This is a genomic window from Streptomyces coeruleoprunus, from assembly GCF_039542925.1.
Taxonomy (GTDB): domain Bacteria; phylum Actinomycetota; class Actinomycetes; order Streptomycetales; family Streptomycetaceae; genus Streptomyces; species Streptomyces coeruleoprunus.
Window position 1 is genome coordinate 6,377,550 of the sequence record NZ_BAABIT010000001.1, and the last position, 26,939, is coordinate 6,404,488.

Genomic DNA, 26,939 nt, shown 5'->3' on the forward strand with positions numbered 1-26,939 from the left:
CGGTGCCCCTCGCAGGTCGTATCGACCAGGAGGCCCCCGTACATGACCGCCAACCGCATCCCGCTCTCCCGCCTGGAGCGAGGCACCCCCTTCGAGCAGCGCCACATCGGGCCCGACGCTGAGGCGCGCGCCAAGATGCTCGCCCAGGTCGGCTACGGTTCGCTCGACGAACTCACGGCGGCCGCGGTGCCGGACGTGATCAAGAGCGCCGAGGCGCTGGGCCTGCCGGAGGCCCGCACCGAGGCCGAGGTGCTGGCCGAGCTGCGCTCCCTCGCGGACCGCAACCAGGTCCTCGCCCCGATGATCGGCCTCGGCTACTACGGCACGTTCACGCCGCCGGTCATCCTCCGCAACGTCATGGAGAACCCGGCCTGGTACACGGCCTACACGCCGTACCAGCCGGAGATCTCGCAGGGCCGCCTCGAGGCGCTGCTGAACTTCCAGACCGTCGTCGCCGACCTGACCGGCCTGCCCACCTCCGGCGCCTCGCTGCTCGACGAGGGCACCGCCGCCGCCGAGGCCATGGCGCTGTCCCGGCGCGTCGGCAAGGTCAAGAACGGCGTCTACCTGATTGACGCCGACGCCCTGCCGCAGACGATCGCCGTCATCGAGACCCGCGCCGAGCCGACCGGGGTCGAGGTCGTCGTCGCCGACCTGAGCGAGGGCATCCCGGCCGAGGTCGCCGAGCGCGGTGTCTTCGGCGTGCTCATCCAGTACCCGGGTGCCTCCGGCGCCGTGCGGGACATCAAGCCGCTCATCGACGCCGCCCACGAGCTGGGCGCCGTCGTCACCGTCGCCGCCGACCTGCTCGCGCTGACCCTGCTCGCCGCGCCCGGCGCGCTCGGCGCGGACATCGCCGTCGGCACCACGCAGCGCTTCGGCGTCCCGATGGGCTTCGGCGGCCCGCACGCCGGTTACATGGCGGTCCGCGACGCCTTCGCGCGCAGCCTGCCCGGCCGCCTCGTCGGCGTCTCCGTCGACGCGGACGGCAACAAGGCGTACCGCCTGGCGCTCCAGACCCGCGAGCAGCACATCCGGCGCGAGAAGGCCACCAGCAACATCTGCACCGCCCAGGTGCTCCTCGCCGTCATGGCCGGCATGTACGCGGTCTACCACGGCCCCGAGGGCCTGAAGGAGATCGCGCAGCGCACCCACCGGTACGCCGCGATCCTCGCCGAGGGCCTGCGGGCCGGCGGCGCCGAGGTCGTCCACGGCACCTTCTTCGACACCGTGACCGTCCGCGTGCCCGGCCGGGCCGCCGAGGTCGTGGCCGCCGCCCGCGAGGGTGGCGTGAACATCCGCCACGTCGACGCCGACCACGTCTCCATCGCCTGCGACGAGACCACCGGCCGCGCGCAGCTCTCCGCCGTGTGGGGCGCCTTCGGCGTGAACGGTGACATAGACGCGCTGGACGCGGCGACCGCCGACGCCCTGCCCGAGGGTCTGCTGCGCACCGACGTGTACATGACCCACCCGGTCTTCCACAGCCACCGCTCCGAGACCGCGATGCTGCGCTACCTGCGCAAGCTCGCCGACCGCGACTACGCGCTGGACCGGGGCATGATCCCGCTCGGCTCCTGCACCATGAAGCTGAACGCGACCACGGAGATGGAGCCGGTCACCTGGCCCGAGTTCGGGCAGATCCACCCCTTCGCGCCGGTCGAGCAGGCGCAGGGCTACCTCACGCTGATCCGTGAGCTGGAGGAGCGCCTCGCCGAGGTCACCGGCTACGACAAGGTGTCGATCCAGCCCAACGCCGGCTCGCAGGGCGAGCTGGCCGGCCTGCTCGCCGTCCGCGCGTACCACCGCGCCAACGGCGACACGCAGCGCACGGTCTGCCTCATCCCCTCGTCCGCGCACGGCACCAACGCCGCGAGCGCCGTGATGGCCGGGATGAAGGTCGTCGTGGTCAAGACCGCCGACGACGGCGAGATCGACGTCGAGGACCTGCGGGCCAAGATCGAGCAGTACCGCGACGAGCTGGCCGTGCTGATGATCACCTACCCGTCGACGCACGGTGTGTTCGAGGAGCACGTCGCCGACATCTGCGGGCAGGTCCACGAGGCCGGCGGCCAGGTGTACGTCGACGGCGCCAACCTCAACGCGCTGGTCGGCCTCGCCGAGCCGGGCAAGTTCGGCGGCGACGTCTCGCACCTGAACCTGCACAAGACGTTCTGCATCCCGCACGGTGGCGGCGGCCCCGGTGTCGGTCCGGTCGCGGTCCGCGAGCACCTCGCGCCGTACCTGCCGAACCACCCGCTCCAGCCGAGCGCGGGCCCGGAGACGGGCGTCGGCCCGATCTCGGCGGCGCCGTGGGGCTCCGCGGGCATCCTGCCGATCTCCTGGGCGTACGTCCGGCTCATGGGCGGCGAGGGCCTCAAGCGCGCCACCCAGGTCGCCGTGCTGGCCGCGAACTACATCGCCAAGCGCCTGGAGCCGCACTACCCGGTCCTGTACACGGGCCCGGGCGGGCTGGTCGCGCACGAGTGCATCATCGACCTGCGTCCGCTGTCGAAGGCGACGGGTGTCAGCGTCGACGACATCGCCAAGCGCCTGATCGACTACGGCTTCCACGCGCCGACGATGTCGTTCCCGGTGGCCGGCACGCTGATGATCGAGCCGACCGAGAGCGAGGACCTGACCGAGCTCGACCGGTTCTGCGACACGATGATCGCGATCCGTGCCGAGATCGAGAAGGTCGCGTCGGGCGAGTGGCCCGCCGACGACAACCCGCTGCGCAACGCCCCGCACACGGCGGCCGCGCTGGGCGGGGCGTGGGACCACGCCTACAGCCGCGACGAGGCCGTCTTCCCGGCCGGTGTGTCGGCGGCGGACAAGTACTGGCCGCCGGTGCGCCGGATCGACGGTGCCTTCGGCGACCGCAACCTGGTCTGCTCCTGCCCGCCGCTGGACGAGTACGACGCGTGATGGGGTCGGGCGGCCGACCGCCTGGCGGTGACCGTCCGACGGTCGCCTGATACGCGCGGTCGCCTGATACGCATCGGGGCCGGTACGGAGGATGAGTCCTCCGTACCGGCCCCTTCGTCGTGCGTCGTGCCGGCGCTACGCGGCCGTCATGACCTGTGCCGTGGTCAGCGGGCGGTGCGGTGCGATGATCTGCCCGTCCGGCAGCAGCTCACCGGTGTCCTCGAAGAGCAGCACGCCGTTGCACAGCAGGCTCCAGCCCTGCTCCGGGTGGTGCACCACAGGGCGCGCCGCCTCCCGGTCGGCTGAGTCGGCTGTCGGGCAGGCTGGCTGGTGCTGGCACATGGCTGGGTTCTTTCGCTGCGATGTGGAGTCTGTCCTGCGGCTCGATGCGGTGTTCATGGCCGCCCCCCGTCTTTCGATCGGTCCATTCCCAGTGTTGCCCCACGGGCGTCAATCCGCAGGGATTTCGCGGCAGCTCTTCCTACTGCTCAAGGACGTATCACCCGCGCGGATGGTTCAACGGAACCGCACGGTTACTTCGGGTGGTTCGGGGTGGCCGGAGCGGACTAGTCCGGGCGGGTCAGGTGCCGGCAGCACGGTGCCCCGCGTCCGGCGTGGGACGCGGGGCAACGGGTGGGGCACGAGTGCCTGGTGGGAGCCGTAAGGCCGTCCGCGTCAGGCCGTCGAGCCGAGGAGCGGGGGCGGTACGAGGCGGACGGCGAGGCGCGGGAGGAGGTCCGCGACCCGCTGCGGCCGGTGTGCGGCGATCCCCGGTGGCGCGGGCGCCAGGGGGATCAGCACGTCGGCGCCGTCGGGGGCGCCCTGCGACGGGTCGGCGTCCGTGTCGCCGTGCAGCCACAGCGTGAGCATGTACAGCTCGGGTACGGACAGCAGCCGGGGCTGCCAGCCGGACTGTGCGGCCTCCGCCTGGTAGAGCGCCTTCTCGGTGGACGCGATGTACGGCCCTTCGGAGAAGTGCGAGAAGGACCAGCCGTCGGCCGTCGGCACCGTGTCCGCGGCGGCGAGCGTGTGGTCGCCGCCGCGGATGAGGAACCGCCAGCCGACGAGTCGGGTGCGGGGCGTGCCGGCGGACCCGAGCGTCGGGGCGCCGATGTCCAGCACATGGACGGGGAGCGGGAGTTCGGCGCTCAGCGGTCCCTGGACGGACCGGAGAGCGGGAGTACCGGTCTCGCGGGCGGCGGGGGAGCCGAGCGCCGCGAGGACACTGTGGAGAGCAGGCGCGGGTGCCTGGGAGACATGGAGCGGCATGGTGGGTCGCCTCTCAATCAAGAGACAGGTGATGCCTGGGCAGGTGCGGACGGCGCTGTCAGCAAGCCGGGGCCGGACCGGGACCCGGGGCTCCATGCCGGGCACCCGGCTCTCCGCCCCGTGCGCGGAGTTTATACGACAAATGTTCACGCGATGTTTCCGCCACACCTGCCGATAACCCTGCCAAGGCCGAATCAGGTCCCTGTTGTGCGGTAATTTCTGGGGATTTCTCCGGGTGTCCGAGGGCCCCGCCTGCGATGCTTCCCGCCGGGCGGACGGCTGAATCGCGTCGGCGATTTTCACCATGCCCCGGAAGGTGATCTGCTAGCCGCTCCATGCCGCCGGAATGTGCCGGACGGCCGACCGGGCAAGCCTAGCCGCAAAGCGGTGTCCGCGGGTGAGTTACGGATCGGTCCGGCTGGGCATCATCGTCCCTGACGCGAGCGGCCGACGCCGCGTGCCGCCCAGTCGAGGAAGGACGCTTCCGATGGGGGAGAAGGTCGTGGCGGTCGGGTTCGACCTGTCCGATCGGCAGAAGTACCGCAGGAAGCTGCAGCGGTGCCTGGAAGCCCTGGAGCGGCTGCACACGGAGAAGCGCTTCGACCGCCCCAGGAACCTCATGGGCCTGGAGATCGAGTTGAATCTCGCGGGCCCGGACGGACTTCCCCGGATGATGAATGGCGCGGTGCTGGAGCGCATCGCGAGCCGGGATTTCCAGACCGAACTCGGAATGTTCAATCTGGAAGTGAATATCGCCCCGCACCGGCTCGCCGGCCATGTTTTCTCCCAGCTGACCGAGGAGCTGCGCACCGGCCTCGGATATGCCCACCGCAAGGCCGAGGAGCTGGGCGCCGGCATCCTGATGATCGGCATTCTCCCCACGCTCACCTGGCAGGACGTGGAGCTGGCGAACATCTCCGACGTCGACCGGTACCTGCTGCTCAACCAGCAGGTCGTCGCCGCGCGCGGGGAGAACTTCGCCCTGGAGATCGAAGGCGTGGAGCGGCTCAGCCGCACGGCCGCCTCCATCACGCCCGAGTCCGCCTGTACGTCGGTGCAGCTGCACCTCCAGGTCACGCCCGCCCGCTTCGCGGACGTGTGGAACGCGGCGCAGGCGGTGTCCGCGGTCCAGATAGCCATGGGCGCCAACGCCCCGTTCCTCTTCGGCCACGAGCTGTGGCGCGAGTCCCGTCCGCCGCTGTTCCAGCAGGCCACCGACACCAGGCCGCCGGAGCTCCAGGCCCAGGGCGTACGGCCGCGGACCTGGTTCGGCGAGCGGTGGGTGGAGTCCGCGTACGAGCTGTTCGAGGAGAACCTGCGGTTCTTCCCTGCCCTGCTGCCCCTGTGCGACGACGAGGACCCGCTGCACGTCCTCGACGAAGGCGGGATCCCCAGCCTCCAGGAACTCGTCCTGCACAACGGGACCGTCTACCGCTGGAACCGCCCCGTCTACGGCGTCATGGACGGCGTCCCGCACCTGCGCGTGGAGAACCGGGTGCTGCCGGCCGGTCCCACCGTCGACGACGTCATCGCCAACGCGGCCTTCTACTACGGTCTCGTGCGCGCGCTCGCCGAGGACTCCCGCCCCGTGTGGAAGCGGCTGTCGTTCGCCGAGGCCGAGGCCAACTTCGACGCCGCCTGCCGGTACGGCATCGACGCCGAGCTGCGCTGGCCGCGTCCCGGCCGCGGCGGCGGCGTGACGGCGGTGCCCGCCGTGAAGCTGGTCCGGGACGAGCTGCTGCCGCTCGCGGCCGCCGGGCTGGACGCCTGGGGCATCGAGCCCGCCGACCGGGATCACGCGCTCGGCATCATCGAGGAGCGCTGCCGGCGCCGGATGAACGGCGCGTCCTGGCAGGTGGAAACGTTCCACCGGGCCCTGGAAGCCGGTCTTGACCGCGACGCGGCGCTCGCCGCCACCACCCGCCGCTACCGGGAGCTGGCCCTGCGCGGCGACCCGGTCCACACCTGGCCGTTGCGCTTCCCGGGGCCGTATCCGCAGCGCGGCCGCTGACCGCGGTCCGGGACCCGTTCGTGCCGCACGCCCCGGCGTCGGGCAAGCTTGACGACTCTGGGTGTGAAACGGGAGGCGCGCGTGGGGACAGGGACGGAACGGACGGCCGGTGCGGCCGACGAGGCGGCACGCGGCGGCGCGGCCAGGACGCTGCGGGCCGAGCTGCTGCTCGTCCTGGCGCTGTCGCTGGGCGCCAGCGCGGTCTCCTCGCTGATCAGCTTCATCGGATCGCTGACGAAGCCGGGCGGGCTCCAGGACCAGGCGGCCACGCTCAACGGCTCGTACGCCCCCGGGCGCCCCTGGCTCGATCTGGCGTGGCAGCTGTTCGGCATCACCACGGCGCTGGTGCCGGTCGCGCTGGTCGCGCACCTGCTGCTGCGCGAGGGCGCGGGGCTGCGCGTGATCGGCTTCGACCGCCGCAGGCCGTGGCCCGACCTGGGACGCGGGGCGCTCGTCGCGGCCGGGATCGGCACCGCCGGGCTCGCGTTCTACCTCATCGCCCGTACCGCGGGCGTCAACCTCACCGTGGTGCCCGAGGCGCTGCCCGGCACCTGGTGGAAATACCCCGTGCTGATCCTGTCGGCGATCCAGAACTCCGTGGTGGAGGAGGTCATCGTCGTCGGGTATCTGCTGCGGCGCCTGGGGCAGTTGGGGTGGACGCCGACGGCGGCGCTGATGGCCAGTTCGGTGCTGCGCGGCTCGTACCACCTCTACCAGGGCATCGGCGGGTTCCTCGGCAACGTCGTGATGGGCGTGGTGTTCGTGGTGCTGTACCGGCGGTGGGGGCGCGTCGGGCCGCTCGTCGTGGCGCACGGGCTGCTCGACATCGTGGCGTTCGTCGGATACGGGCTGCTCGCCGGCAAGGTGGGGTGGCTGCCCACGGCGTGAGCCGCGGTCGCGGGGGCGGGCCGCGGTGCCCGCCCCCGGCGTGCCGGGTCAGGCGAGCAGCTCGCCCTCGATGACCGTCACCGCGTGACCCGTGAGCAGGGTGCGCTCGCCGCGCAGCGCCGTACGGACGATCCCGGTGCGCGCCCCGCCCTGCAGGCCCGTCAGCTCGGCCCGGCCCAGCCGCGCCGACCAGAACGGGGCGAGCGCGGTGTGCGCGCTGCCCGTCACCGGGTCCTCGTCGATGCCCACCCGGGGGAAGAAGCAGCGCGACACGAAGTCGTACCCGCGCGTCGGGTCGCTCGCCGGGGCCGTCGCGATGACGCCCCGGTCGGAGAGGCCCGCGAGCGCCGCGAAGTCCGGCGCCAGCGACCGCACGGTCTCCTCGTCGCGCAGCTCCACCAGGAGGTCGCCGATGTGCGCGGCGGTGTCGTGGACCGACACGACGTCCGCGCCGAGCGCCTTGGCCAGGCCCTCCGGCGCGGGGACGGCCGTCAGTGTGGAGGTCGGGAAGTCCATCGTGATCGTGCCGTCGTCCTCGGCCGTCGCGGCGAGGATGCCGCAGCGGGCCGAGAAGCGCACCGTGCCGGTGGCCCGGCCGGTGGTCCGCAGGACGTGCGCGGTGGCCAGCGTGGCGTGGCCGCACATGTCCACCTCCGTGACGGGGGTGAGCCAGCGCAGTGCCCAGTCGGCCTCGCCGCCCGGGGGCAGGGGGTGGGCGAAGGCGGTCTCGGAGAGGTTTACCTCCGCGGCCACCTTCTGGAGCCAGTGGTCGTCGGGGAAGGCGTCCAGGAGTACGACGCCCGCCGGGTTGCCGGAGAAGGGGCGGTCGGTGAAGGCGTCGACGATACGAATCCGCATGGGCACGACGGTAGAGGTGCCACGAAGCCGCAGGCCAAGGCCAATCCGGGGGATCTGGACCCGAAAATCTTCGACAGGTGATTGGCGGACGACGTATTCCGATATATCGTTGAAGCATCGCGACAGATCAACGATGCCGTCCAACGAGGTTGACCGGCGAGGTTGATCGGAGGAGGAAGGAGCGAAGCGATGCGTTCCCACGGACACGGACACGGACCTGGGCATGGACACTGCGGACCCGGCCATCGCGGTACCGGTGAGTTCGAGGGCCGCCGTGCGGCCTTCGGCCCGTTCGGGCCCGGCTTCGGCGGCGGCCCCGGCTTCGGCGGGCCCTTCGGGGGTCCCTTCGGCGGGCGCGGGCGCGGGGGCGGCCGGGGGAGGGCGCGCCGCGGCGACGTGCGCGCCTCGATCCTGGCGCTGCTCAAGGACCGCCCCATGCACGGCTACGAGATGATCCAGGAGATCGCCGAGCGCAGCGGCGGCGCCTGGAAGCCCAGCCCCGGCTCGGTCTACCCGACCCTCCAGCTCCTGGAGGACGAGGGGTTGATCGCCAGCGAGACCGAGGGGGGCAAGAAGCTGTTCGCGCTCACCGAGGCCGGGCGCGCCGAGGCCGACACGGCGCCCGACGCGCCCTGGGAGGAAGCCGGCCGCGGTATCGACTGGGAGGCCATGAACGAGATCCGCCAGGCCGGGTTCGGCCTGATGGAGGCCTTCGGGCAGGTGTGGAAGACCGGCTCCGCCGACCAGCGGCAGAAGGCGCTGGCCGTCATCAACGACGCCCGCAAGCGGCTCTACCTGATCCTCGCCGACGAGGACTGAGCCGGCGCCGCAGGGCGGTTCGCGTACGGGCCCCGCACGCCTCACCGGCGGCGGGGCCCGTCCGCGCGTGCCGGACGCCGGTGGTCAGGACACCAGGCCCGCCAGCCTGCGCAGGGACTCGTTCAGCGCGGCCGTCGCCGACTCCTTGAGCCTGCTCGCCATCATCGACACGGCCGGGCCCGTGAACTCGCTGTCGATCCGGACCGTGGTGGCGCCCTCCCCGTCCGGCGTCAGCGCGTACCGCATGCCGAGGCTCACGCCCATCGGGCCCTTGCCGGTCGCCGCGAGCAGCCGCTCGGGCTCCACTTCCGCGACCGTCCAGTTCACCTCGGCCGGGAAGTTCATCAGCTTCATCTGCTCCAGGTACGTGGCGCCGACCGCGAGCGGCGCCGGGCCGCCGCCGGGGAAGCCGGTGTGCGTGGTGTTCCACTCGCCGTACGCGCCGAAGTCGGTGAGCCGGGCCCAGACCTCCCCGGGCGGTGCCTCGATCCGTGCCTGCGCGCTGACCTCCGCCATGCCGCCACCCCTTTCCGAGTACGGGACCTCCGCGGGCCCCGACCGTCGTAGCCGTACGGGCGCGAACAAGCAAGACTGATGGACCGTCAGATATGTGGGCGCCAGATCTCCGCCGAGTCGAACCGGTCCGACGCGCGGGGCAGGGCGTGCTCGTCGTGGCAGTGGAAGGCCGCCCAGAACAGGTCGCCCGGCAGCGCGTCCCGCGGCGCGTACACGCGGTAGACGTACTGCCGGCCGTCCAGGGCGAGGAGGGCGACCAACCAGAACACGTGAGGGAGACGAACACGCCCCGGGCCATGGTTGCCCATGGGGCGCAAATCAAGTCGGCGCGCGCCCCTTGGGGGGATTTTCCGATCTCCTCCCTGAGAAGGAGGAGACACGGGCACATGCCCACCCTGCGTGGGATGCGCGCATGGTTCCCGACGGGGATGTTTCGGCCGTCCTGGCCTGATGAGGTGGGAGGGTGCAACGTTCCCTTCCGCGGGTGCCCCGGCAGCAGCCCGCCGGCCACCCGGCGGACCCCGAGACCCGGCTCACCGTCGAGCTGGCCTCGGTCGTCGCCAGTGCCCGGCGCAGGGCCGCGCGGGACGGTGACCGCCAGGTGGACACGGCCCACCTCCTGCACTCGCTCGTCGAGTCCGACCCGGAGGTCAGGGCCGCCTTCCCGAGCGGGACGCAGGTCGCACGCGTGCTCGGCTACCTCGTCCAGCGGAGCATCGGCTACGGCCTGCGCTGGCGGGGCCGCGTGGAACCGCACCCCGAGTCGTGCCGGCCCGCCGAGGCGGTCGCCGGGTGGTCGCCCGCCGCCGTGGCCGCCATGGAGGGCGCCCGGGCCCGGGCCGAGGGGCGCGGCGACCCCCGCGTCCGCGGCCTGGACCTGCTGGCCGAACTCGCGGCGCACCCCGGATCCCGGGCCGTCGACGTGCTCAGCCACGCGGGCGTCGACCCCCTGTCGCTCACCGCCCCGGCGGCCCCACCGTCTCAACAGGTGTCACGGCCTTTACGCTCCTGACGGGCTCCTGCCATCATGTGCCGATGCACGCGTCTCAGGTGAGAAGCGCCGGCCTGGGACTGGCCCTGGCCTCGGCGTTCGCATTCGGTGGATCAGGTGTCGCGGCCAAGCCGCTCATCGAGGCGGGCCTCGACCCGCTGCACGTGGTGTGGCTCCGGGTGGCCGGCGCCGCGCTCGTCATGCTGCCCGTCGCCTGGCGCCACCGCGACCTCCTGCGCCGCAAACCGGCCCTCCTGGCCGGATTCGGCCTCCTCGCGGTCGCCGGTGTGCAGGCCTGCTACTTCGCCGCGCTGTCCCGCATCCCGGTCGGCGTCGCGCTCCTCATCGAATACCTGGCCCCGGCACTCGTCCTCGGCTGGGTGCGGTTCGTCCAGCGCCGCCCCGTGACCCGCGCCGCCGCGCTCGGCGTCGTCCTCGCCGTCGCCGGACTCGCCTGCGTCGTCGAGGTCTGGTCCGGGCTCCGGTTCGACCTGCTCGGGCTGGTCCTCGCGCTGGGCGCCGCCTGCTGCCAGGTCGGCTACTTCGTCCTCGCCGACCAGGGCACCGACGAGGCCGAACCCGCCGATCCGCTCGGCGTCATCGCGTACGGACTGCTCTTCGGCGCCCTCGTCCTGACCGTCGTGGCCCGGCCCTGGGGCATGGACTGGGCGGTGCTCACCGGCGGAGCCGGCATCGGCGGCACCACCGCGCCCGCCTGGCTGCTGCTCGGCTGGATCGTGCTCGTCGCCACCGTCCTCGCGTACGTCACCGGCGTCATCTCCGTACGGAAGCTCTCCCCGCAGGTCGCCGGTGTGGTGGCCTGCCTGGAGGCGGTCGTCGCGACCGTCCTCGCGTGGGTGCTGCTGGGCGAGCAGCTGTCCGCGCCGCAGATCGCCGGCGGCGCGATCGTCCTCGTCGGCGCGTTCATCGCCCAGTCCTCCACGCCCAAGGCGCCCTCGGGGCCGGTCGCCGGCTCGGAGGCTGCCGCGTCCGGGGAGGTGCGGGCCGCCGAACCGACCACCACGTGAGGGGCCCAAGGAGTCCGGCGGAGCCTTCCCCTGCCACGCACCTTCCGAATCGGGGGCCTCTGCCCCCGAACCCCTCAAACGCCGGAGGGGCTGATGTCAGCCCGCCCGGCGGCGCCGTTGATGGATGGCGGCCTCCCGGTCCTGGGGGCCGCCGCGTGCCGCCAGGCCCGCGGCTATGCGGTCCTGTACGGGCTCGGGCTTGTGCAGGGCGTACTTGAACTTGGCCCGTACGTCCGTCACCTCCAGCCGCAGGCCGCGGATCCCGGACAGCAGCCGGCCGAAGGGCGCCTCGCCCACGGCCGCGCGCGCCGAGCCGCCCTCCGGCTGGAAGTGGTCGACCTGGCGGTTGAGCAGGACCGCCTTCTCGGCCGGGTCGTCCACGACGTGGGCCGTGCAATGCAGCTGCACGGCCGCGTAGAACGACGTCGGGGTCCCGTGCTCGGGCGGCCCGTCCACGGGCGCGGCCCACGGCCCCGGCACGAACACGTAGTCGTCGACGACGCTCAGCACCACGCGCGGGTCGGCCTCCAGCGCGTCCCACAGCGGATTGGGCCGGGCCAGGTGCGTGACCGCCTCGCCGTACGGGCCCGGCTCGGCGTCGTACCGGAAGTGCAGCGGCTGCACCCATGGCGGCGTACCGGGCAGGCCGTTCACCGCCAGCTGGCCGAAGTCGTGGCGGGAGAGCCAGTCCCGCCACTCGTCCTCGTCATGGGCCGCGTCCCAGGGGTGGATGAGCATGTCCGGGCCCCTCAGAGTGCGGCGAGGTAGTCGGGCAGGGCGACGGACGGGTCGAGGTCCTTGTCGGGGATCGCCGTGCCGTACCGGCTGACCAGCGGGAGCACTCCGGCCCAGTGGGGGAGCGCCAGGTCCTCGGGCTCCTCGTTGACACCGCCGGTGCGCACCTTGGCGGACACCTCTTCGAGATCGAGGCGGATGACGGCGGTGGCGGCCAGCTCCTTGGCGTTGGCCGGCCGGGAGTCGCGGGAGCGCCCGGGCACGGCGTGGTCCACGAGGGCGTCGAGCGCCGTGCGCTTCTCGTCCGGGTCCGTCACCTGCCGCGCGACGCCGTGCACCACGACCGAGCGGTAGTTGACGGAGTGGTGGAACGCGGAGCGGGCCAGGACCAGGCCGTCGACGTGGGTCACGGTCAGGCACACGGGCAGGCCCGGGTCCTCCCGCCGCTCGCCCGCCATGCGCAGCGGGCGCGAACCGGTGGAGCCGTGCACGTACAGCCGCTCGCCCACCCGCCCGTACAGCGTCGGCAGGACGACGGGCGCCCCGTCGCGGACGAAGCCGAGGTGGCAGACGTACGCCGCGTCCAGTATCGAGTGGACCAGCTCCCGGTCGTACGAGGCCTTGGGGCGGCCACGCGTCGGGATCGTGCGGTCCGTCGGCACGTAGGACCCTCCGGCCTCCGGCGTGTGGACAGCGGTCGCGGTCTCCGACATTGCGGCCTCCATTGCACTAGTGCATAATCTGGTTTGTGCTAGGAGAGTATCGGATCAGCGGGCGCCGTGCATCGGAGATTGCGGCGAGTGTGGAGCGCGGCGTGGGCGCCGGCGAGCTGGCCCCCGGCCAACTGCTGCCACCCATGCGGGAGTTGGCGGCCGCGCTGGGGGTCAACCCGAACACGGTCGCCGCCGCCTACCGGACCCTGCGCGAGCGCGGGGTCATCGAGACGGCCGGCCGCAGGGGCAGCCGCGTGCGGTCCCGCCCGGCGACGACGGCCCGCGACGCCCTGCGCATCGACGCCCCCGAGGGCGTACGGAACGTCGGCGCGGGCAACCCGGACCCGTCCCTGCTGCCGTCACTGGCGGACGCGCTGGCCGCCGCCGCCCGCCACAACGACGCCCACCCCGGCCTGTACGGACAGGACCCGGTGGACCCCGACTTCGAGCGGGTCGCCCGGACCGCGCTGGACGCCGACGGGGTGCCCGGCGGCCCCGTCGCCGTCACCTCGGGCGCCCTCGACGCCATCGAACGCGTCCTGGCCGCACACCTGCGCCCCGGCGACGCCGTGGCGATCGAGGATCCGGGCTGGGGCAGCGTCCTGGACCTCGTGCCCGCGCTCGGGCTGCGGCTGGCGCCCGTCGCCGTGGACGACGAGGGGCCGCTGCCGGGCGAGGTGGAGCGCGCCCTGCGGGACGGGGCCCGCGCCCTCGTGGTCACCGCGCGGGCCCAGAACCCCACGGGCGCGGCCGTGAGCGCCGCCCGCGCGGCCGCGCTGCGCACGATCCTCGCGCGGCACCGGGACGTCCTGCTCATCGAGGACGACCACGGGCACGGCTTCGTCGACCTGCCGCTCCACTCGCTGACCGGGGTGACCGACCGCTGGGCGCTGGCCCGCTCGGTCGCCAAGGCGTACGGGCCCGATCTGCGGGTCGCCGTGCTGACCGGCGACGCGGTCACCGTCGACCGGGTGCGGGGACGGCAGCGGCTCGGCCCCGGCTGGGTGAGCCGGCTGCTCCAGCGGGCCGTCGTTCACCTGTGGGAGTCGGGCGCCGTGGACGCGCCCGCCGTGGCGCGCGCGTACGGAGAGCGGCGCGACGCACTCGTACGCGCCCTCGCGGAGCGGGGTGTGGAGGCGCACGGGCGCAGCGGGATGAACGTATGGGTGCCGGTCGCCGACGAGACCGGCGTGGTGGCGCGGCTGCTGCACGCCGGGTGGGCGGCCGCGCCGGGCGCGCGGTTCCGGATGGCCTCGGGGCCGGCGATCCGGCTGACCGTCTCCTCGCTGACCCTCGCCGACATCGGGCCCCTCGCGGCCGCCGTGGAGGAGGCGAGCGGCCCGATGCCGGAGCGCACCTACGGGTGAGCGGGCGGACGCGATGGCGCTCACCCGCCCGGAGGGAGGCCCAGGCGCCGCCGGGCAGACGGGACTCGGGGGACCCGCCTGGGGAGTGTCCGGCGGATCATGCCGACATCGCTGGGCGGTGCCTTTGACTGCTGGTGAGCGGGGTCTGGTGCGTGCGGCTGCAAGGCGGAGGAGGGAGGGATGGCGGAGCCATCGCGACCGACGACAACGCCGCTGGGGGTCCCCCCTGCCCGTCAGGGCTTGGGGGAGGGCGTGCCAGACCCCGCGGCCCAGGCATGATCCGCCGGACACGACCTAGGACCCGCGCGGGCCGGCGGGCCTCGCCGGCTTCCCTTCCGCGCGCGGCGCGCGGCTCTGGGTCAGGGCCGCGCCCGCCAGCACGATCAGCGCGCCCACCGGGGTGTTCCAGGACAGCTGCTCGCCCAGCAGCGTCACGCCCGCGGCGGTGGCGATCACGGGGATGAAGTACGTGACCATCTGCCCCGTCGTCGGGCCCACCTCCGCGACGATCCCGTACTGGACGAGCACCGCGAAGCCCGTGCCCAGCGCGCCCAGCGCGACCACCGCCAGCAGCGGGACGACCGGGAACGCGGTCGGCCAGGTCGTGAACAGCGGCGTCACGACCGCCAGCTGGACGGTGGCCAGCATCAGCTGCGCGCCCGTCAGCGACAGATGCGACTCGCTGCGCCCCGCCAGGGTGCGGCGCACGTAGATCCAGCCGATCGGATAGCTCAGCGACGCGAGCAGCGCCATGGCCGTGCCGGTGACGTCCACGCCGGAGAACCCCTGCCAGGCCCCGAGCACCGTCAGCACCCCCAGGAAGCCGAGCCCCAGGCCGGCCACCCGGCGCCGGGTCGGGCGGTCCTCCGAGAGCGCGACCAGCGACAGCGCCATGCCCCACAGCGGGGAGGTGGCGTTGCAGATGCCCGCGAGCGTCGAGGGGATCGTCAGCTCGGCGTACGCGAACAGCGAGAACGGCAGGGCGTTGAGGAAGAACGCCGCGACCGTCAGATGCCCCCACGTACGCGGGCCGCGCGGCAGCCCCGTGCGCCGGACCGCCATGGCCACGGCGAGCACCGCCGTACCGAACAGCAGCCGCCCGAAGGTGACCTGGAAAGGGGCGTACGCCTGGGTGCCGACCTTGATCAGCAGGAAGCTGAAGCCCCAGACGAGCGAGAGCACCGCGAAACGGATGCGCCAGTCGACCCGGCGGTGGCGGGAAGGGGAGACGGGGCCGGGAGCGGCGGATCCCGACGTCGAGGAGGCCGCTCTCGACGTCGGAGAGGCGGCGGAACTCTCCGTCGGCGAGGCGGCGGAGCTTTCCGTCGGCGGGGCTGCGGATCCCTCCGTCGGTGAGGCCGCGGACGAGGGGCGATGAGGGGTCGCGGTGGTCATGACGACCACCCTGACCGCCAGAACGTCGTAGAACAAGCGAGATTTTCTCAAGCGATTCGCTTAGCATCGCTTACATGTTGAATCTGGAGCGCCTGCGGACCCTCGACGCCCTCGCCCGCCACGGCTCGGTGAGCGGCGCCGCGGACGGGCTGCACGTCACCACATCGGCCGTGTCGCAGCAGCTCGCCAAGCTGGAGCGCGAGGTGGGCCAGCAGCTCGTGGCCAAGAACGGGCGCGGGGTGCGCCTCACCGACGCCGGCAGGCTGCTCGCCGACCACGCGGCGCGCATCCTGTCGCAGGTGGAGCTGGCGCAGGCGGACATCGAGGCCCAGCGCGGCCAGGTGGTGGGGGAGGTGCGGCTCGCCGGCTTCCCGACGGCGGCGCGCGGACTGTTCCCGCAGGCCATTGCCGCGCTCCGGAAGAGCCACCCCGAGCTGCGCGTGCGGAGCAGCGAACTGGAGCCCGAGTTCGGCATCCGCCAGGTGATCCGGGGTGACGTGGACCTCGCGGTGGTCCTCGACTGGAACAACAAGCGCCTGCCGGTGCCGGGCGGGCTGGCCCAGGAGGCCCTGCTCGACGATGCCGCGGACGTGGCCGTGCCCGTGGACCACCCGCTGGCCGGCCGGACCGAGGTCGGCCTGGAGGACTTCGCCGACGACGACTGGGTCTCCTGGCCGGAGGGCGAGTTCTGCTACGAGTGGCTCGTGTTCACCCTCCGCTCCCAGGGCATCGAGCCGCGCATCGCGCACTTCGCCGGTGAGCACCACACCCAGCTCGCGCTCATCCGGGCGGGCCTCGGCGTGTGCGTCACGCCCCGGCTCGGCCGCGGGCCCGTCCCCGACGGCGTCGTCCTCGTGCCGGTGCGGCAGCGGATGCGGCGGCACATCTACGCGGTGTGGCGGGCCGACGCCGACCGCCGGCCGTCCATCCGCGCGGCGGTGGAGGCGCTGCGGGAGGCCGGGCGGGCGCTGAGCAGCTAGGTGGTGTCCGGTGGATCTTTCCCCACCCCGCCCCTTCCCGAATCGGGGGCTCCGCCCCCGAACCCCCGGCTCCTCAAACGCCGGAGGGGCTGAATTCAGGGCAGCTTGCGGAAGTCCCACGAGGCGACCGCGTCGGGCGTCACCCGTAGCCAGGCGTGCCGCCCGTCGTGCGGCATCGTGTCCAGGCCGAAGTTCTTGCGGGCGAACAGCCGCTCCACGGCGTCCAGTTCGCGGCACTGCGCACCCGTACGAGGCACCTCGCCCACCACGACGGCGGTGCCCGACAGTTCGGCGCCGCGCAGCTCCCCGTACTCCTCGCCGTCGTCGACCACGACCGCGATCCGCGGGTCGCGGCGCAGATCGGCCCAGCGGCGGCTCCGGGTCAGCGAGTACAACCAGAGCGAGGTCCCGTCCCAGGCGAACCACAGGGCCCCCACGTGCGGCCGCCCGTCCGGCGAGACCGTGGCCACCCTGCAGGTACGCTGCTCGCGCAGGAACGCGTCGAGCTCGTCGGGCGTCATCATGATCCGCCGGCCCCGGCGCTGTGCGACGGCCATCGCCTCGCCACTCCCTTGCCCCCACAGGCTTTCCGCGCCAGTCTTCTGACGAGGTGTCAGAATCATGAGCCCTGCGAACCGGCGGCGCAAGGTACCGGGAGGAGAGCGGGCCCGGGCGGAGGAAGCCGGCCGAGAGCCGTGGGGAAGCGGGCCCAGTCGGCCGATGGCCGTGGGAGACGGGGGCCGGGCTGGAGGGAGGCGGCCGGGGGCCGTGGGAAAGCACGCCCGGGCGGAGGAGTCGGCCGAGGGTCGTGGGGAACCGGGTCCTGTCGGCCGATGGTCGTGGGTGACCGGGGTCGGGCTGGAGGGAGGCGGCCGGGAGCCGTAGGAATGCACGCCCGGGCTGGAGGAAGGCGGTCGAGGGGCGTAGGAAAGCACGCCCGGGCGGAGGAGTCGGCCGAGGGTCGTGGGGAACCGGGTCCTGTCGGCCGATGGTCGTGGGTGACCGGGGTCGGGCTGGAGGGAGGCGGCCGGGAGCCGTGGGAAAGCACGCCCGGGCTGGAGGAAGGCGGCCGAGGGTCGTAGAAAAGCACGCCCGGGCGGAGGAGTCGGCCGAGGGCCGTGGGGAACCGGGTCCTGTCGGCCGATGGTCGTGGGTGACCGGGGCCGGGCTGGCGGGAGGCGGCCGGGGGCTATGGGAAAGCACGCCCGGGGAGGGGGCGGCCGAGGGTCGTGGGGAACCGGGTCCTGTCGGCCGATGGCCGTGGGTGACCGGGGTCGGGCTGGCGGGAGTCGGCCGGGGGCCGTAGGAACGCACGCCCGGGCTGGAGGGAGGCGGCCGAGGGGCGTAGGAAAGCACGTCCGGGTGAAGGAGTCGGCCGAGGGCCTCGGGAAACCGGTCCCGTCGGCGGGAATGGGAGGAGTGGCGTCATGCCGACCACTGCGCGGCTGCGGGAGGACCTCGACCCCGCCCATACGGTCCTGCTCACCGTCGAGTGCCAGCGCGGTGTCGTCGGCCCGGACAGCGCCCTGCCCCAACTCGCCGCAGCCGCTCGCGCCTCCGGCGCCCTCCACCACGTCGCCCGCCTGGTCGCCGCCGCCCACGCCGCGGACGTCCAGGCCGTCCACGCCGTGGCGGAGCGCCGCCCCGACGGGCGCGGTGCCAGCCGCAACGCCCGGCTGTTCCGGGCCGCCGAGAAGCTGCCCGTGCAGCAGTACAGCGGCAGCACCGCCGTCCGCGTCGCCGAACCGATCGAGGTGGCCGACCAGGACCTCGTCGTGCGGCGGCTGCACGGCCTGTCGCCGCTCGCCGGCACCGGTGTCGACGCCCTGCTGCGCAACCTCGGCTGCCGCACGATCGTCGTCACCGGCGTCTCCGCGAACGTCGCCGTACCCAACGCCGTGTTCGACGCGGTCAACCTCGGCTACACGGCGGTCGTGCCGGCCGACGCCATCGCGGGCGTGCCCGCCGACTACACGCGCGCGATGGTCCGCCACACCCTCGCCCTCGTCGCCACGGTCACGACGGCCGACGAGGTGCTCGGCTGCTGGCAACGCCCCCGGCGACGGACCGGCGGCGCCGTCACGCCAGCTTGATCGAGTCCCCGTCGACAGTGATCGACGCGGGAGCGAGGGGAGCGGTGGCCGGTCCCGCCTTCACACTGCCGTCCGTGGCGTCGAACTTGCTGCCGTGGCACGGGCAGTTGATCACTCCGTCGCTGATGTCCCGCACCGCGCAGCCCTGATGGGTGCACTGCGCCGAGAACGCCTTGAACTGGCCCGCCGTCGGCTGCGTGACCACGACGCCCTGGTCCGCGAAGACCTTGCCGCCGCCTTCGGGGATGTCGGCCGTCTTCGCCAGCACCTGGCCGGCACCGGAGTCCGATCCTCCGGTGCCGCCCCCCGTGGTGCCGCCCGTCGAGCCGGACGCCCCGCCCGAGCCGTCGGCGCCCCCCGTGCTGCCCGGCCTGCTCGGGGCGGACCCGGCAGGCGGGGCGTCCGAGCCCGACCCCCCGCACGCCGTCAGCACGGCGACCAGCCCCGCGCCGCCCGCCGCCGCGACGACGGCACGCCGGCCCACGGCCGCACCGGCCGTCCCCGTGGTCGCCCCCGCGCTGTCCCGTCCGCTCGTTCCGGCCATTCCTGCTCCCCTTCCACGGTGCGGCCCTGGTGGTCACCAGGTCGTACGGGGGTACGGAGGGGGCGGCCGGACCGTTCACACGCCGAGCGACCTTTTCAGGAACTCCACTTCCCGCCGCAGCTGCTCGGCCACCACGTCCTCCCGCGTCACCAGGTGCGTAGCGCCCGGCAGGGGCAGCACCGCATGCGGCCGCCCGGCCGCGAGCAGCGCCGCCGACAGCCGGAGCAGGTGCGCCGGGACCACGTTGTCGTCCGCCAGCCCGTGCATCAGCATCAGCGGCCGGGACAGCAGGTGCGCGTGCGGCACGAGGGACGAGCGGGTGTAGTTCTCGGGCTCGATGTCCGGATGGCCGAGGAACCGCTCCTCCCAGTGCGTGTCGTACAGCCGCCGGTCCGTGGGCGCGGCGCCCGCGACGGCGGCGTGGAAGACGTCGGGGCGGTGGAGCACGGCGCCGATCGCCAGGTAGCCGCCGTACGACCAGCCCCGGATGCCCACCCGCCCCAGGTCCAGGTACGGGTGGCGGTCCGCCGCCGCCCGCACCGCGTCCACCTGGTCCTCCAGCGCCGGCCCCAGCCGGTCACCGCGCACGGCCACCTCCCACGCCCGCCCCCGCCCCGGCGTGCCGCGCCCGTCCGTGACCAGCACGGCGAAACCCTGCTCGGCGAACCACTGGGCCACCGCGTTCCACCAGCCGTGCGCCCGCAGCGCCAGCTGGAGCCCGGGACCCGCGTACGGGCTGAGCAGCACCGGCAGCCGCTCCCCGGACGCGGGGTCGTACCACGAGGGGAGGTGCAGGTGGCTGTTCAACTCCCGGTCGCCCAGGGAGAGGTGGGCCGGCCGGGGCGGGACCGGCGGCCGCTCCGCCAGGACGGCGATCCGGCCCACGGCCGCACCGCCGCGCAGCACCGTCACGCTCCGCCCCGCACAGGTCCAGCTGTCGAGGACGAGCGTGTCCCCGCCCGCCGCGGCGGTGTGGACGCCGGGCTCCTCGCTCAGGCGCCGGAAACCCCGCCCGGGCTCGTACGCCCACACGTGCACCTGCGTCGGGTCCTCGCTCGCGGTGAACAGGACCCGCTCGCCCACCGTGTCCAGGACCTCCCGCACCTGGAGGCCGGGCGGTGTGGTGGTGTCGCCGACGCGCAGCCCGCGCGCGTCGCCCACGGCCTGCGCCGCGACCAGAAGCCCGGACGGTGTGCGTGTCGGCGCCCCGGGCGTGAGCGCCACCCACGCCGGGTCGTGCTCCCGGTGCAGCGGGCGGGCCGCGCCCGTGCCGGGATCGACGGCGAACAGCCCGGCCGTGCGCTGGTCACGGGTCTGCAGCTGGACGAACGGCCCGTGCGCGTTCCAGCCGGCCGCGGTCACGTACTCGTAGCGCCGGTCGGTCCACGCGCCGCCCGGATGCCCCTCGGTGTCCGCCTCGTCCGGAAGGCGCACGGCCGTGCTCCCGCCGTCCACGCGCAGCACGTGCAGGGTCACCTCGGCGTTGGCGGTGCCCGCCGCCGGGTAGCGCAGGACGCGCGGCGGGGTCCTGGGGTCGGCCGGATCGGCCTGGTACCAGCGGGACACGGGCGCCACGTCGACGCGCGCGACGAGGAGCGCGTCCCCGTCCGGCGACCACCAGTGGCCCCGCAGCCGCCCGATGGACTCCGCCGATACGTGGTCGGTGAGCCCGTACGTCACGTCCGGGCCCTCGGGCGCCGCCAGCAGCCGGTCGTCCGTACCGTCCACGCCGACGACCCGCACGGAGCCCCCGGTCACGTACGCGATGCGGGAGCCGTCGGGGGAGGGGCGCGGGTCGACGGCCGGCCCCGCGGTCGGTACCGGCCAGGGCGCGCCGCCGTCCGTCCGTACCGCCCACACCGCGCCGCCCAGCGCGAACACCGCCAGGCGCCCCGCCCGGTCGGTGGCGTACCCGACGACGCCCGACGACATCACGCGGGCGCGCTCCCGGCGCACCCGCTCCGCCTCCGGCAGGTCCTCGTCCCCCTCGGCGCCCAGCGCGGCCGGGTCGACCAGCAGCCGCTCGGCCCCGTCCTCGAACAGCCAGAGACGGCCCACGGGGTCCGTCCCCGAGCCGGTGCGGACGAAGAACACCCGCTCACCGTCCGGCGAGACCGTGAAGCGGCCCGGCACGCCCAGGGAGAAGCGGCGCGTACGGGCGAAGAGCAGGGGGAAGTCGGTTAAACGGGACACGTCATGGGTCGGAAGCATGGCCAGAGCATGCCAGCAACAGCGCGTTCGAAGGGAAAGCGTTCGAGGGGCCGCCGTTCCCCGACGTAGCCTGGGAGGATGCTCTCCGAAGTCACAGCGACCCGCTACGTCACGCCCCTGCGTGAGGGCGGCTCGCTCCCCGGCATCGTCGAGGCCGACGATCTCGGCACGTACGTCATGAAGTTCACCGGCGCCGGACAGGGCCGCAAGACGCTGGTCGCCGAAGTCGTCTGCGGGCAGCTGGGCCGCCGGCTCGGGCTGCGCGTCCCGGAGCTGGTCACCATCCAGCTGGACCCCGTCATCGGCCTCGGCGAACCCGACCAGGAGGTCCAGGAGCTGCTGAAGGCCAGCGGCGGACTGAACCTCGGTATGGACTACCTGCCCGGCTCGATCGGTTTCGACCCGCTCGCCTACGAGATGGACCCCGTCGAGGCGGGCCGGGTCGTCTGGTTCGACGCGCTGATCAACAACGTGGACCGGTCCTGGCGCAACCCCAACATGCTCGTCTGGCACGGCCTGCCCTGGCTGATCGACCACGGCGCCACCATGATCTGGCACCACAACTGGCCGGGTGCGCAGGCCTCCGCGGCCAAGCCGTACGACGCCTCCGACCACGTCCTCGCCACGTTCGGGCCGGACATCGCCGCCGCGGCCGCCGAGCTGGCCCCCCTGGTCACCGAGGAGCTGCTGACCGAGGTGGCCGCGGACGTCCCCGGCGAGTGGCTGGTCGACGAGCCCGGCTTCGACTCGACCGACGCCGTGCGCCGCGCCTACGTGGAGGCCCTGCTGCCGAGGGCCGCGACCATCCACGAGCGGATCACCGTCGGCGAGCGCACCGAGCGGGGGCCGTCCCAGGCGCCCGGCTGGCTGACCGACCACCTGGCCCCCTGGCCCCACCCCACGAAGAGCACGAAGGACAGCGGCAAGTGAGCGAGCGGGACGTCTTCGAGTACGCGCTGCTGCGCGTCGTACCCCGCGTCGAGCGCGGCGAGTGCTTCAACGCGGGCGTGGTGGTCTACTGCCGGGCCCGGTCCTTCGTGGCAGCCCGGACCCACCTGGACGAGAACAAGCTGCGGGCGCTCGACCCGGACGCCGACGTCGTGGGCGTACGGGCGGCGCTGCGCGCGGTGGAAGGCGTCTGCCGGGGCGGCGAGGACGCCGGACAGGCCGGCTGCGAGGACGCGGGGCGCCGCTTCCGCTGGCTGATCGCGCCGCGTTCCACGGTCGTCCAGCCGGGGCCGGTGCACACCGGACTGACCGCGGATCCGGAGGCGGAGGTCGACCGGCTGCTGGACCTGCTCGTCCGCTGACCGCGTGGGAGTGATCGGGGGCACTCGGTGGGCCGTTGACACCGGGTGCCAGGACTTCTAGCGTCTCGTCCTGCTGAAGGTACTAAGCGGTCGCTCACCATCCCCGAGGGTGGCGAGGACCGCTTCCCAGGGACTCAAGGGCGAGGAGAACCAGCATGTCCACCACCGAGCAGCGCGTCGCCGTCGTGACCGGAGCGGCCCGGGGCATCGGCGCCGCCACCGCGGTACGGCTCGCGAAGGAGGGCCGCGCGGTCGCCGTGCTCGACCTCGACGAGGCGGCCTGCAAGGACACCGTCGACGCGATCACCGCGGCCGGCGGCAAGGCGCTCGCCGTCGGCTGCGACGTCTCCGACGCCGCCCAGGTGGAGGCCGCGGTCGCCCGCGTCGCCGCCGAGCTGGGGGCCCCGACCATCCTGGTCAACAACGCGGGCGTGCTCCGCGACAACCTGCTGTTCAAGATGTCCGAGTCCGACTGGGACACCGTGATGAACGTGCACCTCAAGGGCGCGTTCCTGATGGCCAAGGCCTGCCAGAAGCACATGGTCGACGCCGGCTTCGGCCGGATCGTCAGCCTCTCCTCGTCCTCCGCCCTCGGCAACCGCGGCCAGGCCAACTACTCCGCCGTCAAGGCCGGCCTCCAGGGCTTCACCAAGACCCTCGCCAAGGAGCTGGGCAAGTTCGGCATCACCGCCAACGCCGTCGCCCCCGGCTTCATCGTCACGGAGATGACCGCCGGGACCGCCGAGCGGATCGGCATGGGCTTCGAGGAGTTCCAGGCCGCGGCCGCCACCCAGATCCCCGTCCAGCGGGTCGGCCGTCCCGAGGACGTCGCGGGCGCCATCGCCTTCTTCACCGGCGACGACACCGGCTTCGTCTCCGGCCAGGTCCTGTACGTGGCCGGCGGCCCCCTCGACTGACGCGGAAGGCGGGACAGGGCATGACACGCAAGGAACTGCCGGAGCCGTCCGGCAAGGTCGCGCTCGTCACCGGCGCCAGCCGGGGCATCGGCTACGGCATCGCCGAGGCGCTCGTCGCCCGCGGCGACCGCGTCTGCATCACCGGCCGCGGCGAGGACGCGCTCAAGGAGGCCGTGGAGCGGCTCGGCGCTGACCGGGTGATCCACGTCGCGGGCAAGGCCCACGACGAGGCCCACCAGGCCCTCGCCGTCGAGCGGACCATGGAGGCCTTCGGCCGCGTCGACCACCTGATCAACAACGCCGGCACCAACCCGGTCTTCGGCCCCATGGCCGAACTGGACCTCAACGTGGCCAGGAAGGTCTACGAGACCAACGTGATCTCGGCGCTCGGCTTCGCCCAGCGGACCTGGAGGGCGTGGCAGAAGGACCACGGCGGCACGATCGTGAACATCGCGTCCGTCGCCGGCGTCGCCGCCTCGCCGTTCGTCGGCGCGTACGGCATGAGCAAGGCCGCCATGATCAACCTGACGCTCCAGCTCGCCCATGAATTCGCCCCGATTGTCCGGGTCAATGCGATTGCCCCGGCTGTCGTGAAAACGAAATTCGCCCAGGCCCTGTACGAAGGTCGCGAGGAAGAGGTCGTCTCCGCGTATCCGCTCGGCCGGCTCGGCACACCGGCGGATATCGGAGGAGCGGCCGCATTCCTCACCTCCGATGAATCGGCCTGGGTCACCGGACAAACCCTGGTCGTCGATGGGGGAATTTTCCTCAATGCCGGAGTCGGCTGAGGTGGATTACGCCTGATTGGCCGCCTAACGCCTCAAGTGCCCCGCCGGTCCTCCGTGATTGACCTGGCGGGGTGCTGCGGTATGGTCGGCCGACCATGGCTGAACGAGGAGCGTGTGCACGTGTTCAACCGGACCAGTCTGCAGGCAGCTGCAGCCCTTGCGTCCATATCCCTGCTGGCGGGATGCAGTCTCTTCGCGGACGATGAAGCCGAGGCGGAAAACAAGATCGTCGTGGGGACGATGTCCTCTCCGACCACGCTGGATCCCGCCGCTTCCTGGGACAGCTCCTGGGAGCTGTTCCGCAATGTCTTCCAGACTCTGCTGAGCTTCCCCACCGGGTCGACCACGCCCCAGCCAGACGCCGCCGAGTGCAGGTTCACCGACGGTGCGAGCAAGGTCTTCCAGTGCGACCTGCGCGACGGGCTGCAGTTCTCCACGGGCACCAAGCTCGACGCGGCCGCGGTGAAGCACTCCATCGAGCGGATCCGCACCATTAACGCGAAGGGTGGCCCGAACGGTCTGCTCGGCTCGCTCGACAAGATCGAGACCAGCGGTGACAAGACGGTCGTCTTCCGGCTGAAGGAATCGGACGCCACCTTCCCGTTCATCCTGGCCACGCCCGCGATGTCGATCGTCGACCCGGCCTCCTACCCGGCGGACAAGCTCCGCGAGGACGGCAAGGTCGTCGGGTCCGGCCCGTACGTACTCGACAGCTACGTCGAGCGGACCGAGGCACAGATGACCAAGAACCCCACCTACAAGGGGTTCGCCGACCGCAAGAACACCGCGGTCACCATCCGGTACTTCCAGGAGTCCGAGGCGATGGTGAACGCGCTGAAGAAGAAGGAGATCGACGTCACCTACCGCGGCCTCACCGCGGAGGAGGTCGTCGACCTGCGCGAGAAGAAGCCCGAGAACGAGGGCCTGCGGCTGGTCGAGACGACCGGCGCCGACATCCGCTACCTGGTCTTCAACCCCGCGGACGAGGCGGCGAACAAGCTCGCCGTCCGCCAGGCCATCGCCCAGGTCATCGACCGCGACGCCCTGGTCGCCAAGGTCTACCAGGGCACCGCCGAGCCGCTGTACTCGATGGTCCCGAAGGGCATCGCCGGCCACACGACCGCGTTCTTCGACCGCTACGGCGACCCGGACATCGAGAAGGCCAAGAAGATCCTCAGCAAGAAGGGGATCGACGGGCCGGTCAAGCTCACGCTGTGGTTCACCACCGACCGGTACGGCTCCGCGACGGCCGCCGAGTTCGCCGAGATCAAGCGGCAGCTCGACGCGTCCGGGCTGTTCGAGATCACGCTGAAGAGCAAGCCGTGGAAGGAGTTCCAGGCGGGCTACCAGAAGGGCGAGTACCCGGTCTTCGGCCGAGGCTGGTCGCCCGACTTCCCCGACCCGGACAACTTCATCGCGCCGTTCATCGGCAAGGAGAACGCGCTCGCGACGCCGTACGAGCAGGCGGAGATCACCGAGCAGCTGCTGCCGGAGTCCCGCCGCAAGAGCGACCGCGCCTCCGTCACCCAGCAGTTCGACCGCGCCCAGCAGATCCTCGTCGAGGACGTCCGGCTGCTGCCGCTGTGGCAGGGCAAGCTGCACGTCGCGGCCAGCGAGGAGATCGGCGGCGGCGAGCGTGCGCTCGACCCGCAGACGATCATGCAGATGTGGGAACTGCACCGGAAGACCAGCTGGTAAGGGCTGCGGGATCGCTTGTCAGTGGTCACCGGTAGGTTCTGTGACCGACAAGCGATCCCACACCGGAGGTTGTTGACGTGACCGACACCGCCATGCTGCCCGAGTCCTGGCGCGGCGTCCTCGGCGACGAGCTGCAGAAGCCGTACTTCAAGCTGCTCACCGAGTTCGTCGAGGAGGAGCGGGCCAAGGGGCCGGTGTACCCGCCGCAGGACCAGGTGTTCGCCGCACTGGAAGCCACGCCGTACGACAAGGTCAAGGTCCTGGTCCTGGGCCAGGACCCGTACCACGGCGCGGGCCAGGGGCACGGCCTGTGCTTCTCGGTGCGGCCGGGCGTCAAGACCCCGCCGTCCCTGCGGAACATCTACAAGGAGATGCAGGAGGAGCTCGGGCACCCCGTCCCGGACAACGGCTACCTGATGCCGTGGGCCGAGCAGGGTGTCCTGCTGCTCAACGCGGTGCTGACCGTCCGCGAGGCCGAGCCGAACTCGCACAAGGGCAAGGGCTGGGAGAAGTTCACCGACGCGGTGATCAGCGCGGTGGTCTCCCGGCCGGACCCGGCGGTCTTCGTGCTGTGGGGCGCCTACGCGCAGAAGAAGCTGCCGCTGATCGACGAGACGCGGCACGTGGTGGTGAAGGGGGCGCACCCGTCGCCGCTGTCGGCGAAGAAGTTCTTCGGGTCGCGACCGTTCACCCAGATCGACAAGGCCCTCGCGGACCAGGGCCACGCCGCGATCGACTGGCGCATCCCGAACCTCGGCTGAGCCTCGGCCCATGGCGGAGCACCCCCGCTGGGGGCGCTCCGCCATACGGGGGTCCGGGCGCGGAGCCCCCGAACGGCGCTCGTCCTCGAACGCCGGACCCGCTCGAGCCGAGCCCCTCC

At 72.9% G+C, this 26,939-nt stretch carries 26 protein-coding genes; 15 read left to right on the forward strand and 11 right to left on the reverse strand.

The window, feature by feature from the left end; all coding sequences use genetic code 11:
• The first annotated feature begins 42 nt into the window (after window positions 1-42).
• Window positions 43-2,928: an aminomethyl-transferring glycine dehydrogenase gene (gcvP, locus tag ABEB09_RS28605; RefSeq protein WP_345692789.1), complete on the forward strand. Its 2,886-nt coding sequence runs from the start codon at window positions 43-45 to the stop codon at window positions 2,926-2,928.
• Window positions 2,929-3,063: 135 nt separating this feature from the next.
• On the opposite strand, the gene ABEB09_RS28610 is transcribed toward gcvP, so the two are convergent.
• Both ABEB09_RS28610 and ABEB09_RS28615 read right to left on the reverse strand, forming a co-directional pair.
• Window positions 3,064-3,270 (reverse strand): DUF5999 family protein, encoded by a 207-nt coding sequence (locus tag ABEB09_RS28610; protein WP_345692790.1) that lies wholly within the window; start codon window positions 3,268-3,270, stop codon window positions 3,064-3,066.
• 333 nt (window positions 3,271-3,603) lie between these two features.
• Window positions 3,604-4,197, reverse strand: a complete 594-nt coding sequence (locus ABEB09_RS28615; RefSeq protein WP_345692791.1) for a hypothetical protein — start codon at window positions 4,195-4,197, stop codon at window positions 3,604-3,606.
• A gap of 487 nt (window positions 4,198-4,684) precedes the next feature.
• On the opposite strand from ABEB09_RS28615, the gene ABEB09_RS28620 reads away from it, so the two are divergent.
• Window positions 4,685-6,208 carry a glutamate-cysteine ligase family protein gene (locus tag ABEB09_RS28620; RefSeq protein WP_345692792.1) on the forward strand — a complete coding sequence of 508 codons (1,524 nt, stop codon included), beginning with the start codon at window positions 4,685-4,687 and terminating at the stop codon, window positions 6,206-6,208.
• A gap of 81 nt (window positions 6,209-6,289) precedes the next feature.
• Window positions 6,290-7,096: a CPBP family intramembrane glutamic endopeptidase gene (locus tag ABEB09_RS28625; RefSeq protein ID WP_380842564.1), complete on the forward strand. Its 807-nt coding sequence runs from the start codon at window positions 6,290-6,292 to the stop codon at window positions 7,094-7,096.
• Window positions 7,097-7,144: 48 nt separating this feature from the next.
• Here the strand turns inward: ABEB09_RS28625 and ABEB09_RS28630 are convergent, their stop codons facing one another.
• Entirely contained in the window at window positions 7,145-7,954 is an 810-nt protein-coding gene (locus tag ABEB09_RS28630; RefSeq protein WP_345692793.1) for a PhzF family phenazine biosynthesis protein, read from the reverse strand.
• 189 nt (window positions 7,955-8,143) lie between these two features.
• Between ABEB09_RS28630 and ABEB09_RS28635 the strand changes: the two genes are divergently transcribed.
• The gene (locus tag ABEB09_RS28635) at window positions 8,144-8,773 is read left to right on the forward strand and encodes a PadR family transcriptional regulator (protein WP_345692794.1); all 630 of its coding nucleotides are present in this window, start codon (window positions 8,144-8,146) and stop codon (window positions 8,771-8,773) included.
• A gap of 84 nt (window positions 8,774-8,857) precedes the next feature.
• Here ABEB09_RS28635 and ABEB09_RS28640 read toward each other — a convergent pair whose 3' ends face one another.
• Both ABEB09_RS28640 and ABEB09_RS28645 read right to left on the reverse strand, forming a co-directional pair.
• Window positions 8,858-9,289 carry a type II toxin-antitoxin system Rv0910 family toxin gene (locus ABEB09_RS28640; protein WP_345692795.1) on the reverse strand — a complete coding sequence of 144 codons (432 nt, stop codon included), beginning with the start codon at window positions 9,287-9,289 and terminating at the stop codon, window positions 8,858-8,860.
• 86 nt (window positions 9,290-9,375) lie between these two features.
• Entirely contained in the window at window positions 9,376-9,558 is a 183-nt protein-coding gene (locus ABEB09_RS28645) for a hypothetical protein (protein ID WP_345692796.1), read from the reverse strand.
• 194 nt (window positions 9,559-9,752) lie between these two features.
• Between ABEB09_RS28645 and ABEB09_RS28650 the strand changes: the two genes are divergently transcribed.
• Both ABEB09_RS28650 and ABEB09_RS28655 read left to right on the forward strand, forming a co-directional pair.
• On the forward strand, window positions 9,753-10,301 hold the full coding sequence (locus ABEB09_RS28650) for a Clp protease N-terminal domain-containing protein (RefSeq protein WP_345692797.1): 549 nt from the start codon (window positions 9,753-9,755) through the stop codon (window positions 10,299-10,301).
• A 23-nt stretch (window positions 10,302-10,324) separates the two neighbouring features.
• The gene (locus tag ABEB09_RS28655) at window positions 10,325-11,308 is read left to right on the forward strand and encodes an EamA family transporter (RefSeq protein WP_345692798.1); all 984 of its coding nucleotides are present in this window, start codon (window positions 10,325-10,327) and stop codon (window positions 11,306-11,308) included.
• Window positions 11,309-11,404: 96 nt separating this feature from the next.
• Here ABEB09_RS28655 and ABEB09_RS28660 read toward each other — a convergent pair whose 3' ends face one another.
• Both ABEB09_RS28660 and ABEB09_RS28665 read right to left on the reverse strand, forming a co-directional pair.
• Window positions 11,405-12,046 carry an FMN-binding negative transcriptional regulator gene (locus tag ABEB09_RS28660; RefSeq protein ID WP_345692799.1) on the reverse strand — a complete coding sequence of 214 codons (642 nt, stop codon included), beginning with the start codon at window positions 12,044-12,046 and terminating at the stop codon, window positions 11,405-11,407.
• 11 nt (window positions 12,047-12,057) lie between these two features.
• Entirely contained in the window at window positions 12,058-12,756 is a 699-nt protein-coding gene (locus ABEB09_RS28665; RefSeq protein ID WP_345692800.1) for a pyridoxamine 5'-phosphate oxidase family protein, read from the reverse strand.
• 35 nt (window positions 12,757-12,791) lie between these two features.
• Between ABEB09_RS28665 and ABEB09_RS28670 the strand changes: the two genes are divergently transcribed.
• A complete protein-coding gene (locus ABEB09_RS28670) occupies window positions 12,792-14,123 on the forward strand; it encodes an aminotransferase class I/II-fold pyridoxal phosphate-dependent enzyme (RefSeq protein ID WP_345692801.1) in 1,332 nt (443 codons plus the stop codon).
• A gap of 294 nt (window positions 14,124-14,417) precedes the next feature.
• On the opposite strand, the gene ABEB09_RS28675 is transcribed toward ABEB09_RS28670, so the two are convergent.
• Window positions 14,418-15,518, reverse strand: coding sequence for a DMT family transporter (locus ABEB09_RS28675; RefSeq protein ID WP_345692802.1), 1,101 nt, complete (start codon window positions 15,516-15,518; stop codon window positions 14,418-14,420).
• A 74-nt stretch (window positions 15,519-15,592) separates the two neighbouring features.
• On the opposite strand from ABEB09_RS28675, the gene ABEB09_RS28680 reads away from it, so the two are divergent.
• Window positions 15,593-16,498 (forward strand): LysR family transcriptional regulator, encoded by a 906-nt coding sequence (locus ABEB09_RS28680; RefSeq protein ID WP_345692803.1) that lies wholly within the window; start codon window positions 15,593-15,595, stop codon window positions 16,496-16,498.
• 95 nt (window positions 16,499-16,593) lie between these two features.
• On the opposite strand, the gene ABEB09_RS28685 is transcribed toward ABEB09_RS28680, so the two are convergent.
• The gene (locus ABEB09_RS28685) at window positions 16,594-17,055 is read right to left on the reverse strand and encodes a pyridoxamine 5'-phosphate oxidase family protein (RefSeq protein ID WP_345692804.1); all 462 of its coding nucleotides are present in this window, start codon (window positions 17,053-17,055) and stop codon (window positions 16,594-16,596) included.
• Window positions 17,056-17,925: 870 nt separating this feature from the next.
• Here ABEB09_RS28685 and ABEB09_RS28690 point away from each other — a divergent pair.
• Window positions 17,926-18,591, forward strand: a complete 666-nt coding sequence (locus ABEB09_RS28690) for an isochorismatase family protein (protein WP_345692805.1) — start codon at window positions 17,926-17,928, stop codon at window positions 18,589-18,591.
• Here ABEB09_RS28690 and ABEB09_RS28695 read toward each other — a convergent pair.
• Window positions 18,578-19,135, reverse strand: coding sequence for a Rieske (2Fe-2S) protein (locus tag ABEB09_RS28695; protein WP_345692806.1), 558 nt, complete (start codon window positions 19,133-19,135; stop codon window positions 18,578-18,580). The genes ABEB09_RS28690 and ABEB09_RS28695 overlap by 14 nt on opposite strands.
• A gap of 75 nt (window positions 19,136-19,210) precedes the next feature.
• Window positions 19,211-21,346: a S9 family peptidase gene (locus ABEB09_RS28700; protein ID WP_345692807.1), complete on the reverse strand. Its 2,136-nt coding sequence runs from the start codon at window positions 21,344-21,346 to the stop codon at window positions 19,211-19,213.
• Window positions 21,347-21,424: 78 nt separating this feature from the next.
• Between ABEB09_RS28700 and ABEB09_RS28705 the strand changes: the two genes are divergently transcribed.
• The 6 genes from ABEB09_RS28705 (at window position 21,425) to ung (ending at window position 26,820) form a co-directional block, all read left to right on the forward strand.
• Window positions 21,425-22,276, forward strand: a complete 852-nt coding sequence (locus ABEB09_RS28705; protein WP_345692808.1) for a HipA family kinase — start codon at window positions 21,425-21,427, stop codon at window positions 22,274-22,276.
• Window positions 22,273-22,656: a DUF3037 domain-containing protein gene (locus tag ABEB09_RS28710; RefSeq protein ID WP_345692809.1), complete on the forward strand. Its 384-nt coding sequence runs from the start codon at window positions 22,273-22,275 to the stop codon at window positions 22,654-22,656. The genes ABEB09_RS28705 and ABEB09_RS28710 overlap by 4 nt, the downstream gene beginning before the upstream one ends.
• 155 nt (window positions 22,657-22,811) lie before the next feature.
• A complete protein-coding gene (gene fabG / locus ABEB09_RS28715; RefSeq protein WP_345692810.1) occupies window positions 22,812-23,573 on the forward strand; it encodes a 3-oxoacyl-ACP reductase FabG in 762 nt (253 codons plus the stop codon).
• Between the two features lie 20 nt (window positions 23,574-23,593).
• Window positions 23,594-24,361, forward strand: a complete 768-nt coding sequence (locus tag ABEB09_RS28720) for an SDR family oxidoreductase (RefSeq protein WP_345692811.1) — start codon at window positions 23,594-23,596, stop codon at window positions 24,359-24,361.
• A 120-nt stretch (window positions 24,362-24,481) separates the two neighbouring features.
• The gene (locus ABEB09_RS28725) at window positions 24,482-26,059 is read left to right on the forward strand and encodes an ABC transporter substrate-binding protein (RefSeq protein WP_345692812.1); all 1,578 of its coding nucleotides are present in this window, start codon (window positions 24,482-24,484) and stop codon (window positions 26,057-26,059) included.
• A gap of 77 nt (window positions 26,060-26,136) precedes the next feature.
• Complete coding sequence (gene ung / locus ABEB09_RS28730; protein ID WP_345692813.1) at window positions 26,137-26,820, forward strand: uracil-DNA glycosylase; 684 nt, start codon at window positions 26,137-26,139, stop codon at window positions 26,818-26,820.
• Window positions 26,821-26,939: the final 119 nt, after the last annotated feature.